At 72.2% G+C, this 12,404-nt stretch carries 11 protein-coding genes; 7 read left to right on the top strand and 4 right to left on the bottom strand.

Annotated features, from left to right (window positions below; genetic code table 11):
• Positions 1-15 precede the first annotated feature (15 nt).
• Positions 16-411 (bottom strand): dihydroxyacetone kinase phosphoryl donor subunit DhaM, encoded by a 396-nt coding sequence (dhaM, locus tag ACH4J0_RS36205; RefSeq protein ID WP_396245425.1) that lies wholly within the window; start codon positions 409-411, stop codon positions 16-18.
• 182 nt (positions 412-593) lie between these two features.
• On the opposite strand from dhaM, the gene dhaK reads away from it, so the two are divergent.
• From dhaK to ACH4J0_RS36180, 5 genes are all read left to right on the top strand, one after another.
• Entirely contained in the window at positions 594-1,589 is a 996-nt protein-coding gene (gene dhaK / locus ACH4J0_RS36200) for a dihydroxyacetone kinase subunit DhaK (RefSeq protein WP_396245424.1), read from the top strand.
• Between the two features lie 19 nt (positions 1,590-1,608).
• Entirely contained in the window at positions 1,609-2,250 is a 642-nt protein-coding gene (dhaL, locus tag ACH4J0_RS36195; protein WP_396245423.1) for a dihydroxyacetone kinase subunit DhaL, read from the top strand.
• Between the two features lie 52 nt (positions 2,251-2,302).
• Positions 2,303-2,902 carry a PrsW family glutamic-type intramembrane protease gene (locus ACH4J0_RS36190; RefSeq protein WP_396245422.1) on the top strand — a complete coding sequence of 200 codons (600 nt, stop codon included), beginning with the start codon at positions 2,303-2,305 and terminating at the stop codon, positions 2,900-2,902.
• Positions 2,903-3,020: 118 nt separating this feature from the next.
• Positions 3,021-3,239, top strand: coding sequence for a heavy-metal-associated domain-containing protein (locus ACH4J0_RS36185; protein ID WP_396245421.1), 219 nt, complete (start codon positions 3,021-3,023; stop codon positions 3,237-3,239).
• A 67-nt stretch (positions 3,240-3,306) separates the two neighbouring features.
• Entirely contained in the window at positions 3,307-5,580 is a 2,274-nt protein-coding gene (locus ACH4J0_RS36180) for a heavy metal translocating P-type ATPase (protein ID WP_396245420.1), read from the top strand.
• Between the two features lie 73 nt (positions 5,581-5,653).
• Here ACH4J0_RS36180 and ACH4J0_RS36175 read toward each other — a convergent pair whose 3' ends face one another.
• The 3 genes from ACH4J0_RS36175 to ACH4J0_RS36165 all read right to left on the bottom strand — a co-directional run bounded on the left by ACH4J0_RS36175 (position 5,654) and on the right by ACH4J0_RS36165 (position 10,662).
• The gene (locus tag ACH4J0_RS36175) at positions 5,654-6,373 is read right to left on the bottom strand and encodes an SDR family NAD(P)-dependent oxidoreductase (protein ID WP_396245419.1); all 720 of its coding nucleotides are present in this window, start codon (positions 6,371-6,373) and stop codon (positions 5,654-5,656) included.
• Between the two features lie 539 nt (positions 6,374-6,912).
• On the bottom strand, positions 6,913-8,202 hold the full coding sequence (locus ACH4J0_RS36170) for a citrate synthase (protein WP_396245418.1): 1,290 nt from the start codon (positions 8,200-8,202) through the stop codon (positions 6,913-6,915).
• A 225-nt stretch (positions 8,203-8,427) separates the two neighbouring features.
• Complete coding sequence (locus ACH4J0_RS36165; RefSeq protein ID WP_396245417.1) at positions 8,428-10,662, bottom strand: ATP-dependent RecD-like DNA helicase; 2,235 nt, start codon at positions 10,660-10,662, stop codon at positions 8,428-8,430.
• Positions 10,663-10,933: 271 nt separating this feature from the next.
• On the opposite strand from ACH4J0_RS36165, the gene ACH4J0_RS36160 reads away from it, so the two are divergent.
• Together ACH4J0_RS36160 and ACH4J0_RS36155 are read left to right on the top strand one after the other, a co-directional pair.
• Positions 10,934-11,725, top strand: a complete 792-nt coding sequence (locus ACH4J0_RS36160) for a VOC family protein (RefSeq protein WP_396245416.1) — start codon at positions 10,934-10,936, stop codon at positions 11,723-11,725.
• Between the two features lie 89 nt (positions 11,726-11,814).
• Positions 11,815-12,282 carry a GNAT family N-acetyltransferase gene (locus ACH4J0_RS36155; RefSeq protein WP_396245415.1) on the top strand — a complete coding sequence of 156 codons (468 nt, stop codon included), beginning with the start codon at positions 11,815-11,817 and terminating at the stop codon, positions 12,280-12,282.
• Positions 12,283-12,404: the final 122 nt, after the last annotated feature.

Below are 12,404 nucleotides of genomic sequence, written 5' to 3'. Positions count from 1 at the left end.
CCGGACCCGCCCGCCCTACTGGAGCTTCCGGAAGGTGCGTGCGTCCTCGGCCGCCGCGACCACCTCGGCCAGCCCCGCCCCGGTCGAGGCGGTGACGACGGCGGCCACCGCGCCCTCCACGAACGGCGCGTCCACCAGCTTCACGCCCGGCCTCGGCTCGTCCTCCAGCACGGTCACGGCGGTGAGCACCGAGCTGCCGAGGTCCGGCAGCACGACCACGCCCGCCCCGCCGTCGGCCTCCGCGATCGCCCCGGCGATCAGCTCGTAGCTGGTGCCGAGCCCGCCGTCCTCCGTCCCGGCCGCGACCACCACCCGCACGCCGTCCGGGGCGAGTTCGCCGAGCAGCTCGCGCAGCCCCTCCGCGAGCCGAGCGCTGTGCGAAACCAGAACAATGCCCACGTGTTCGCTCATGCCAGCGACCCTACGGCCCCGTCCCACTGCTCCGGGAGGGTGAGCGGAATCGCGCGTGTCGCACCCCGTGCCCGGGCCCCCCGTCTGGCGTAGCGTCAGCGCCGGGGCCGTCCTGCGGACCGGGCCCCTGCAGCGTCCGCCGTAGCGTCCTGTTCTCAAGGCCACCTAGGGAGCGAAGAGCGTTGAAGAAGCTGATCAACACCCCGGAGAGCGTCCTGGAGGACGCCCTGGCCGGAGTCGCCGCCGCCCACCCCGAGCTGACGGTGGACATCCCCAACCGGGTGATCACCCGGGCCGTCCGTCCGGCCGGCCGCAAGGTCGCGCTGGTCTCCGGCGGCGGATCCGGCCACGAACCGCTGCACGGCGGCTTCGTCGGCCCCGGCATGCTGGACGCCGCCTGCCCCGGCGAGGTGTTCACCTCGCCCGTCCCGGACCAGATGCTGGCCGCAGCCAAGGCGGTGGAGAACGGCGCCGGGGTGGTCTTCGTCGTGAAGAACTACACCGGCGACGTGATGAACTTCGAGCTCGCCGCCGAACTCGCCGCCGAGGAGGGCCTGGAGGTCCGCACCGTCCTGGTCAACGACGACGTCGCGGTCGAGGACTCCACCTGGACGGCCGGCCGCCGGGGCACCGGCGCGACCGTCCTGGTCGAGAAGACGGCCGGCGCGCTGGCCGAACGCGGCGCCGGACTGGACGAGGTGGCCGCGCTGGGCGAGCGGGTCAACGCCGCCTCCCGCTCCTTCGCCGTCGCGCTCACCGCGGCCACCGTCCCGGCCGCCGGCAAGCCCGGCTTCGACCTGCCCGAGGACGAGATCGAGGTCGGCGTCGGCATCCACGGCGAGCCCGGCCGCCGCCGCGAAAAGCTCCGCCCGGCCCGCGAACTGGCTGGCGAGGTGGTCGAGACCGTCCTCGCCGATCACCACCTGACCCCCGGCGACGAGGTGATCGCCCTGCTCAACGGACTCGGCGCGACCCCGCTGCTGGAGCTGTACGTGGTCTACGGGGAGGTAGCCGCCCGGCTCGCCGAGCGCGGCATCACGGTGGCCCGCAGCCTGGTCGGCAACTACGTCACCAGCCTCGACATGGCCGGTTTCTCCCTCACCCTCACCAAGGCCGACGCCGAGCTGCTGGACCTCTGGGACGCCCCGGTCGACACCCCCGCCCTCAAGCGGGCCTGAGTCCCTGGAAGGAGACCCGATGGACTTCGACACCCCGCTGTTCGACTCCGTACTGGCCGAGACCTGGATCCGCGCCATCGCGGCGGCCGTCGAGGAGGAGGAGGCCCTGCTCACCGAGTTGGACTCCGCGATCGGCGACGGCGACCACGGCAGCAACCTCCGGCGCGGCTTCGCCGCCGTCCTGAGCGCCCTGGACGGCCTCCAGCCGACCGGCCCCGGCGCCGTCCTCACCAAGACCGGCACCACCCTCATCTCCAAGGTCGGCGGCGCCTCCGGCCCGCTCTACGGCAAGGCCTTCCGCGCCATCGGCGCTGCCCTGCCCGAGCCGGCCGGCCCCGCCACCCTCGCCGAGGCCCTGGCCGCCGGCCTGGACGCGGTCCGCATCCTCGGCAAGGCCGAACCCGGCGACAAGACCATCGTGGACGCCTGGACCCCGGCCGTCGCCGCCCTCCGCGCGGCGGCCGCCGCCGGCGCCACGCTCCCCGAAGCCACCGCAGCCGCAGCCGACGCCGCCGACCAGGGCGCCCGCGCCACCATCCCGCTCCGGGCCCGCAAGGGCCGTGCCTCCTACCTGGGCGAACGCAGCACCGGCCACCAGGACCCCGGCGCCACCTCCACCGCCCTGCTCTTCCGCGCCCTCGCCGACGTCGCGCACAACTAGCACCAGCCCGCTCCTCCCCGTGCCCTGACGGGGAGCGGGGAGGAGCGAGCTGGTGCTAGGCCTGATCGAGGAGGCCGTCAAACTGGCCGCACTGGTGCTGGTCAGCCGGCGGCTGCGGGTGGGCGGCCTGCGGTACGGGCTGGTGCTGGGCGCCACCGTCGGCGCGGGGTTCGCCGCGTTCGAGAGCGCCGGGTACGCGTTCAACGCGGTGCTGAGCATCCAGGGCCTCTCGCTCGACGACCTGGTGGAGACGGAGATCCTGCGCGGGGTGCTCGCCCCGGTCGGCCACGTCCTGTGGACGGCGATCATCGGCGGGGTGCTGTTCCGGGCGCGGCGCGGCGGCCGCTTCCGGGTCACCGCCCCGGTGGTGCTCACCTTCCTCGGCGTCTCGCTGCTGCACGCTCTCTGGGACAGCACGGGCGGCATCGCCGTCTGGCTGGTCGCCCGCACCACCGCCAGCGACTTCCAGCGGGCCCTGTTCGACCTCGGCTACATGCCGAACCCGTCCAGCGAGCAGATCCACCTGTACACCGTGTACGACACGACCGGGCTGCTCGTGGTCTCCTTGGGTGGACTGCTCTGGCTGTGGCTGCTGATCCGGCGGGAGCCGACCGCGCCGATCCCGGCGCAGTCCCCCTCCTCCCCGGTCTGACCGGCCCCGTCGCCTACGATGCGATCCTCCTCACCCACCCCTCCAGGAATACCCCTGAGGGGTATGGTGTCGTGAAGAGCAAGAGCGCCAGTACCGCACCGACCTCCAGGAGGCCCCGATGTCCAGCACCATCACCTACACCGTGTCCGGCATGAGCTGCGGCCACTGCGAGAAGGCGATCACCGAGGAGCTGGCCGGCCTGGCCGGTGTCACCGACGTCGTCGCCGACGCCCAGGCGGGTACCGTGACGGTCTCCTCCGCCGCCCCGCTGGAGGAGGAGCAGGTCCGCGCCGCGATCGACGAGGCCGGCTACGAGCTGGTCGGCCGCGCCGCCTGAGCCACCCCGCTACGGCGGGGCCGGCGCCGCCGCCCCGCCGTACGCCCCACCAAGGAGCCACCCCCGCATGACCACCTCCGCCCCCGGCGTCGACGCACGGGACCGGGTCGAGCTGTCGATCGGCGGGATGACCTGCGCCTCCTGCGCGGCCCGGATCGAGAAGAAGCTCAACCGGATGGACGGCGTCGAGGCCACCGTCAACTTCGCCACCGAGAAGGCCCGGGTCGACTACGGCTCCGGCGTCACGGTCGAGGAGCTGATCGCCACGGTCGAGCGCACCGGCTACACCGCCGAGCTCCCGCCGCCCCCGGCCCCCTCCGCCCAGCCGGCCGCCGGCCGCCGGTCCGCCGCCGTGCAGCCCGCCGCGCGGGACCCGCTGCGTGACCGCCTGCTGGTCAGCGCTGTGCTCGGCGTCCCGGTGGTCCTGCTCTCGATGGTCCCCGCCCTGCAGTTCACCGACTGGCAGTGGCTGGCCTTCGCCCTCACCGGCCCGGTCGTCGTCCACGGCGGCCTGCCCTTCCACCGCGCCGCCTGGACCAACCTCAAGCACGGCGCCGCGACCATGGACACCCTGGTCTCGCTCGGCACCCTGGCCGCCTTCGGCTGGTCCTGCTGGGCACTGTTCCGGGGCCACGCCGGCCTGCCGGGGATGCGGCACGACTTCTCGTTCTCGGTCGGCGACACCGACGCCTCCGGCACGCTCTACCTGGAGACCGCCGCCGCCGTCACCGTGCTGATCCTGCTCGGCCGCCACCTGGAGGCCCGCTCCAAGCGCCGGGCCGGCGCCGCCCTGCACGCCCTGCTCGACCTCGGCGCCAAGGACGTCGCCGTCCTCCAGGGCGGCGGGGAGGTCCGACTGCCGGTGGACCGGCTGGTCGTCGGCACGCGCTTCGTGGTGCGCCCGGGCGAGAAGATCGCCACCGACGGCACGGTGGTCGAGGGCAGTTCCGCGGTGGACGCCTCGATGCTCACCGGCGAGTCCGTCCCGGTCGAGGTCACCGTCGGCGACGCCGTCACGGGAGCGACCGTCAACGCGGGCGGCCGGCTGGTGGTCGAGGCGACCCGGGTCGGCGCGGACACCCGGCTGGCACGGATGGCCAGGCTGGTCGAGGAGGCGCAGAACGGCAAGGCGGCCGTCCAGCGCCTCGCCGACCGGATCTCCGCCGTCTTCGTCCCGGTGGTCATCCTGATCGCCCTCGCCACCCTGGCCGGCCGGCTCCTGGCCGCCGGCAGCCCCACCGAGGCGTTCACCGCCGCGGTGGCGGTGCTGATCATCGCCTGCCCGTGCGCCCTGGGCCTGGCCACCCCGACCGCCCTCATGGTCGGCACCGGCCGCGGCGCCCAGCTCGGCATCCTGATCAAGGGCCCCGAGGTGCTGGAGACCACCCGCCGGGTCGACACCGTCGTCCTGGACAAGACCGGCACCGTCACCACCGGCCGGATGGCGCTGCACGCCGTGCACACCGCCGAGGGCGTCACCGAGGCCGAGGCACTGCGCCTCGCCGGCGCCCTGGAGCACGCCTCCGAGCACCCGGTCGCCCGGGCGATCGCCGAGGCCGCCGCCGACCGCCTCGGCGGACTGCCGCCGGTCGACGCCTTCCGCAGCACGCCCGGCCTGGGCGTGGAGGGCGTCGTGGACGGCCTCACCGTCACCGCCGGGCGCGAGACCCTGCTGGCCGACCGCGCCCAGCACCTGCCGCCCGCCCTGGCCCGCGCCAAGGCCGCCGCGGAGGCGGCCGGCCGCACCGCGGTCGCGGTCGGCTGGGACGGCGAGGCCCGGGCCGTGCTGGAGGTCTCCGACGCCGTCAGGCCGACCAGCGCCGAGGCGATCGCCCGACTGCGCGCCCTGGGTCTGCGCCCGGTGCTGCTGACCGGCGACAACCCGGCGGTGGCCGGGGCGGTCGCGGCCGAGGTCGGCATCGACCCCCGGGACGTCATCGCCGGGGTGCTGCCCGAGGACAAGGTCGTCACCGTCCAGCGGCTCCAGGCCGCGGGCCGGGTGGTGGCGATGGTCGGCGACGGCGTCAACGACGCCGCCGCGCTCGCCCAGGCCGACCTGGGCCTGGCCATGGGCACCGGCACCGACGCCGCGATCGAGGCCGGCGACCTCACCCTGGTCCGCGGCGACCTGCGCTGCGCGGCCGACGCCATCCGGCTCTCCCGCCGCACCCTCGCCACCATCAGGGGCAACCTCTGCTGGGCTTTCGGCTACAACGTGGCGGCGATCCCGCTGGCCGCCGCCGGACTCCTCAACCCGATGATCGCCGGGGCCGCGATGGCCTTCTCCTCGGTCTTCGTGGTCAGCAACAGCCTCCGGCTGCGCCGCTTCCGAGCCGCCTGAGCCAAACGGCCGAAGGGGTGCCCGACGGCACGAGGGGCCCGGACCGCAGGCGGTCCGGGCCCCTCGTCACCGCTCAACGCCCCAGCAGCTCCCCGCCGTTGCAGTGCAGGATCTCGCCGGTGATGAACCCGGCCTCGGGCGAGGCCAGGAAGTGCACCGCCGCCGCGACCTCGCCGGTCTCACCGATCCGGCCGAGCAGGGTGCGCGCCGCCCGGCGGGCCACCTCGGCCTCGTCCAGCCGCGGCCCGAAGAACTCGGTGCCGGCCACCGTGCCCGGCGCGACGATGTTGGCAGTGATGCCCGAGGTGCCCAACTGCGCGGCCAGGAAGTGGTTCCAGGCGTGCAACGAGGCCTTCGCCGCGCCGTACGAGCCGGCCCCGCGCAGGGCGGCGATGGAGCTGATGGTGACGACCCGGCCGGAGCCCGGGGTGAGCCGGTCCCGGATCGACTCGGTGAGCAGGACCACGGTCAGCACGTTGCGCTCGAAGTCGCCGCGCCAGCGGGCCAGCAGGGCGTGCGGCCCGCCACCGACCACCGTCTCCCGGCTGCCGGCGTTGTTCACCAGCACGTCGATCCGCTCGGGCAGTTCGGCCAGCGCGGCCTCCACCGCGTCCGGGTCGGCGAGGTCGCACACCAGCGGGGTGGTGTTCGGTCCGAGGTCGGCCGCGGCCTTCTCCAGGACGGCACGACGGCGACCGACGATCACCACCTGCTCGCCCGCCTCGGCGAACCGCCGCGCGACTTCGAACCCGATTCCCGTGCCACCGCCGGTGACGACGACGTTCCTGGCCATCTGCGCACTCCCTCCCCAGTTCCGCCGTCGCACGACGAGGGGGCGCGACGGTCCGTACCGGAATGCCACGATTCCTATCACGCTCGGTTGCCGTGACTGCGGGGAGGGTGACGTCGCGCGCGAGGGGAGGTGTGATATGAGCGCGGAACCGAGCGCCTACGGAGCGTGGCGAGAGGCAGCTCACACCCCTCGGGCGTAACTTCTCGCACCCTGATACGTCTTAGGTTGGTAGTGCGGCAGTTTTTCCGATGGGCGGGGCGCGACAGAACGGCAACGCGTCCCGCGCTTCCAGCGGCTGCCGCCGACGGGGCTCCGGCGGGCCCCGGGACGGCCGTCGTGCTTTCGACGGCCTTCGCGCACGGCGCCGGGGTGTGGCGGGCCAGGGACGCTTTGAGCGGCCGTCCCCGGCTGCAGCCGGCCCCGGAGTCGTGCGCCGTACGGTTCCGCCCCCGCGCGGGCCCTTCCGGGTCCGGGGCGCGAGGACGCGAAGGGGCCCGGCCGCTCAGCAGCGGCCGGGCCCCTTTCGGTGCGGTGCTACCTCAGCGCTGCTCGAGCTCGACGTAGTCGCGGATCGCGGTGCCCGTGTAGATCTGGCGCGGGCGGCCGATCCGGCTGGTCGGGTCGTTGATCATCTCGTGCCAGTGGGCGATCCAGCCCGGCAGCCGGCCGAGGGCGAACAGCACGGTGAACATGCTGGTCGGGAAGCCCATGGCGCGGTAGATCAGGCCGGTGTAGAAGTCCACGTTCGGGTACAGCTTGCGCGAGATGAAGAAGTCGTCCTTGAGGGCGTGCTCCTCCAGCTTGAGCGCGATCTCCAGCAGCTCGTCGCTCTTGCCGAGCTGGCCGAGGACCTCGTGCGCCAGCAGCTTGACCTGCGCGGCGCGCGGGTCGAAGGCCTTGTAGACGCGGTGGCCGAAGCCCATCAGCTTGACGCCGGCTTCCTTGTTCTTCACCTTCGTGATGAACGCGTCGACGTCGCCGCCGTCCTTCTGGATGCTCTCCAGCATCTCCAGCACGGCCTGGTTGGCGCCGCCGTGCAGCGGGCCCCACAGGGCCGAGATGCCCGCCGAGATCGAGGCGAACAGGTTGGCGTGGCTGGAGCCGACCAGGCGCACGGTGGAGGTCGAGCAGTTCTGCTCGTGGTCCGCGTGCAGGATGAGCAGCTTGTCCAACGCGTTGACGACGACCGGGTTGAGCTCGTAGTCCTCGGCGGGGACCGCGAAGGTCATCCGCAGGAAGTTCTCGACGTAGCTCAGGTCGTTGCGCGGGTAGACGAAGGGCTGGCCCATCGCCTTCTTGTACGCGTACGCGGCGATCGTCGGGAGCTTGGCCAGCAGTCGGACGGTCGACAGGTGGCGCTGGGCCGCGTCGAAGGGGTTGTGGCTCTCCGGGTAGAACGTGGAGAGGGCACCGACCACCGACGACAGCATGGCCATCGGGTGGGCGTCCCGCGGGAAGCCCTGGAAGAAGCGCTTGACGTCCTCGTGCAGCAGCGTGTGCTGGGTGATCTCGCGGTTGAACTCCGCCAGCTGGTCCGCGTTGGGCAGCTCGCCGTTGATCAGGAGGTACGCGGTCTCGATGAAGCCGCCCTGTGCTGCGAGCTGCTCGATCGGGTAGCCGCGGTACCGCAGGATGCCGTTGTCGCCGTCCACGAAGGTGATCGCGGACTTGTACGCGGCGGTGTTACCGAAGCCGTTGTCCAGGGTGACCAGGCCGGTCTGCGGGAGCAGCTTCGAGATGTCGAAGCCGGAGTTGCCCGCAGTGCTCTCGACGACGGGGTACTCGTACTCGCCGTCCTGGTACCGCAGTACTACCGAGTTGTCGCTCACGTCTTCCTCACCGACGAAATGAATCCTCTTCCAAGGTGCCCTGACTGTCTCTACCATCCCCCATCCGGAGGACAGTCGCGCACCCGGGGTGGCCCGGAAGGGCCCGCCCCTACAAAACCTGCCGCCGCAGCCGGTACGAACCGGACAAGATCGGCACCACCCTAGGCTCTGCCGTAAATCTCTTCACGTCAAGAGAACATTAGAGGCAACCATCCTGTTGGATAATCATCCAGAAGCAAGTCGATGATCGAGCGCGGCATGCCGCCGACCTGCGCTGACGGCCCTCACGGCCTGTGCGATCGCCTTCCGTGACCCGACCAGCACCACGAGTTTCCTCGCCCTGGTCACAGCGGTGTAGAGCAGATTTCGCTGGAGCATCGTCCAAGCGGACATCGTGACCGGAATCACCACCACCGGGTACTCACTGCCCTGCGAGCGGTGGATCGTGACCGCGTACGCGTGCGACAGCTCGTCCAGTTCGTCGAAGTCGTACGACACCTCCTCGTCCTCGTCGGTGAGCACCGTCAGCCGCTGGTCGTCCACGCTGAGGGCGGTCACCACTCCCACTGTGCCGTTGAAGACGCCGTTCCGCCCCTTGTCGTAGTTGTTGCGGATCTGGGTGACCTTGTCCCCCACCCGGAACGTCCGACCGCCGAACCGCCGCTCCGGCACCCCCTCCCGGGCCGGCGTCACCGCCCCCTGCAACAGCGTGTTCAGGTTCCCCGCCCCGGCCGGGCCGCGGTGCATCGGCGCGAGCACCTGTACGTCGCGGCGCGGGTCGAAGCCGAACTTCTGCGGGATCCGACGCGCCACCACGTCCACCGTCAGACCGGCCGCCAGCTCGGTGTCCTCCTCGACGAACAGGAAGAAGTCGGTCAGACCCTGCGTCAGCGGCGGCTTGCCCTCGTTGATCCGGTGCGCGTTGACCACCACCCCCGACTGCTGCGCCTGGCGGAAGATCCGGGTCAGCCGGACCGACGGGATCGGCCCGCCCTCCGCCAGCAGATCCCGCAGCACCTCCCCGGCCCCCACCGAGGGCAGTTGGTCCACGTCCCCCACGAACAGCAGGTGGGCCCCCGGCGGAACCGCCTTGACCAGCTTGTTCGCCAGGATCAGGTCCAACATCGAGGCCTCGTCCACCACCACCAGGTCCGCGTCCAGCGGCCGGTCCCGGTCGTAAGCGGCGTCCCCGCCCGGCTTCAGCTCCAGCAGCCGGTGCACCGTCGAGGCCTCCGCCCCGGTCAGCTCCGCCAGCCGCTTCGCCGCCCGCCCGGTCGGCGCCGCCAGCACCACCTTCGCCCGCTTGGCCAGTGCCATCATCACGATCGACTTCACCGTGAACGACTTGCCGCAGCCCGGACCACCCGTCAGCACCGCGACCTTGCGGGTCAGCGCCAGCCGCACCGACTGCTGCTGCTCCGGCGCCAGCTCCGTCCCGGTCCGCTTCGCCAGCCACTCCAGCGCCACCGGCCAGTCCACCTCGGCGGACCACGGCAACCGGTCGGAGTCCGAACGCAGCAGCCGCAGCAGTTGGTTGGCCAGCGAGATCTCCGCCCGGTGGAACGGCACCAGGTAGACCGCGGTGATCGGCTCGCCCGCCTCCCCCGGCACCGTCTCGCGCACCACCCCCTCGGCCGCGACCAGCTCCGCCAGACAGTCGATCACCAGCCCCACGTCCACCTGGAGCAGCTTCACGCCGTCCGCGATCAGTCGCTCCTCCGGCAGGTAGCAGTGCCCCTGGTCGCTGCTCTGCGACAGCGCGTACTGCAGCCCCGCCTTCACCCGCTCGGGGCTGTCGTGCGGGATGCCCACCGCCTGGGCGATCCGGTCCGCCGTCAGGAAGCCGATGCCCCAGACGTCCGACGCCAGCTTGTACGGCTCGTTCTTGACGACCCCGATCGAGGCATCGCCGTACTGCTTGTAGATCCGCACCGCCAGGGAGGTCGACACCCCGACCCCCTGGAGGAAGACCATCACCTCCTTGATGGCCTTCTGCTCCTCCCAGGCCTCGGCGATCTTCCTGGTGCGCTTCGGCCCCAGCCCGGGCACCTCGATCAGCCGGCTCGGCTCGTTCTCGATCACCTCCAGGGTGTCCACCCCGAAGCGCTCCACGATCCGCTCGGCGAACCGCGGCCCGATGCCCTTGATCAGCCCCGAACCCAGGTACCGCTGGATGCCCTGCACCGTGGCCGGCAGCACCGTCGTGTAGTTCTCCACCGTGAACTGCCGCCCGTACTGCGGATGCGAACCCCACCGCCCGTGCAGCCGCAGCGACTCGCCGACCTGCGCCCCCAGCAGCGCGCCCACCACCGTCAGCAGGTCGTTCCCGCCCCGGCCGGTGTCCACTCGGGCCACCGTGTAGCCGGTCTCCTCGTTCGCATAGGTGATCCGCTCCAGCACGCCCTCGACCTGCGCGAGCTGGCGCGTGACCTGCTGCCCCGACTGCGCCTGCTTGGCCACCGGAGCCCCCTTCGACCGGTACGGGTGGACATTCCGATACGCACCGTACCGTCCTGCGCGGACAACCCGGAGCCCCCTAAGGGCCGCGCACTCCCGAGCGCATCGTCCGTGCGTCCCCGCATCCTCCGTGCCCCCGCCCGCACATCCTCCGTACACCGATGGTGAACCCACCGTGCAGCGCTCCCACCGAGGTGCCAGGCTGGAGGGACACCCGGGGGGCCGTCGACCGCGCCCGCGCCCGCACGGGACCCGTCCGAGGAGCAGTACCGCCATGCTGACCACCGACTTCCGCCCCGGTTCCCCGGTCTGGCTCGACCTGAGCAGCGCCGACACCCGGGCCTCCGTCGACTTCTACACCGCCCTGTTCGGCTGGACCTTCGACTCGGCCGGCCCCGAGGCCGGCGGCTACGGCTTCTTCCAGCTCGACGGCCGAACCGTCGCAGCACTCGGCCCGCTCGCCGACGAGGGCGCGCTCCCCGGCTGGACGCTGTACTTCGCCACGGAGAACGCCGACCGCACCACCGAGCTCGTCCAGAAGGCGGGCGGTCGCGTGCGGTTCGCCCCCTTCAACGTCTTCACGGCGGGCCGGATGGCCGGCTTCACCGACCCGACCGGTGCCGACTTCGCCGTCTGGCAGCCGCACGACACCCGCGGCCTGGACCTCGTCAACGAGGAGGTCAGCCTCTGCTGGGCCGAGTGCTACAGCGTCGACGCCGAACGGGCGAAGGCCTTCTACGGAGCGGTGTTCGGCTGGCAGGAACAGGACGTGCCGTTCGGCGAGGCGCTCTACACCGTGCTCACCCCGGCCGGCGGGGGCACCGAGGACGCCCACGGCGGCGTCATGCAACTCGGCCCCGAACAGACCGCGCGCGGCACCGGCTCGCACTGGCTCCCCTACTTCGAGGTCCCCAACGTGGACGCCAGCCTCGCCATCGCCGACCGACTCGGCGCAACCGTCCGGCTCCCGGCGACGGACGTGCACGGCGTCGGCCGCCTCGCCCAGCTGCTCGACCCGCACGGAGCCGTCTTCGCCGTCATCACCAGTGCCGCATCCGGGGCCTGACCTGGCATCGGTCCAGAAGGGCCGTAAAGGGGTGCTACGGGCGTAGACAAGGCCGGTGCGGCCAGTCAGGACACCCTTATCCTCCGATCATGACTAAAACGGCCGTTCTGACCGTCCGACGGGCCACCGAGGCGGACCTGCCAGCGATCGTCGCCATGCTCGCCGACGACCCGCTCGGAGCCACCCGCGAGACCCCCGAGGACCTCACCCCGTACCGCACCGCCTTCGCCCGCATCGACGGCGACCCGCACCAGCACCTGGTCGTCGCCGAACGCGCCGGCCGCACCATCGGCACCCTGCAGCTCACCCTCGTTCCCGGCCTGTCCCGGGCCGGTTCCACCCGCGCGATCATCGAGGCCGTCCGCGTCCACGCCGACGGGCGGGGCAGCGGACTCGGCTCCGAACTGATCCGGTGGGCCGTCGAGCGAGCCCGCGAACTCGGCGCCGACCTCGTCCAGCTCACCTCCGACGCGACGCGCACGGACGCGCACCGCTTCTACGAGCGCCTGGGCTTCACGCCCTCGCACCTCGGCTTCAAAATGACGCTGCGCAGGTGACGGCGCCCTCGAACTGACGGAAATGGCCCGGAAATGCGAAGAACCCCCATCCGGAATCCGGATGGGGGTTCTTCTGAATGATTGTTCGGCGGCGTCCTACTCTCCCACAGGGTCCCCCCTGC

This window comes from Kitasatospora sp. NPDC017646, assembly GCF_044329365.1.
Taxonomy (GTDB): Bacteria; Actinomycetota; Actinomycetes; order Streptomycetales; family Streptomycetaceae; genus Kitasatospora.
The sequence above is the reverse complement of the archived record's forward strand: the minus strand, read 5'-3'. Positions and strand labels throughout refer to the sequence as shown.

What these genes read in the sequence shown, in the direction of transcription:
- dhaM (WP_396245425.1), bottom strand. Translation starts at nt 411, where the DNA reads ATGAGCGAACACGTGGGCATTGTTCTGGTTTCGCACAGCGCTCGGCTC.
- dhaL (WP_396245423.1), top strand. Translation starts at nt 1,609, where the DNA reads ATGGACTTCGACACCCCGCTGTTCGACTCCGTACTGGCCGAGACCTGG.
- ACH4J0_RS36185 (WP_396245421.1), top strand. Translation starts at nt 3,021, where the DNA reads ATGTCCAGCACCATCACCTACACCGTGTCCGGCATGAGCTGCGGCCAC.
- ACH4J0_RS36180 (WP_396245420.1), top strand. Translation starts at nt 3,307, where the DNA reads ATGACCACCTCCGCCCCCGGCGTCGACGCACGGGACCGGGTCGAGCTG.
- ACH4J0_RS36175 (WP_396245419.1), bottom strand. Translation starts at nt 6,373, where the DNA reads ATGGCCAGGAACGTCGTCGTCACCGGCGGTGGCACGGGAATCGGGTTC.
- ACH4J0_RS36160 (WP_396245416.1), top strand. Translation starts at nt 10,934, where the DNA reads ATGCTGACCACCGACTTCCGCCCCGGTTCCCCGGTCTGGCTCGACCTG.
- ACH4J0_RS36155 (WP_396245415.1), top strand. Translation starts at nt 11,815, where the DNA reads ATGACTAAAACGGCCGTTCTGACCGTCCGACGGGCCACCGAGGCGGAC.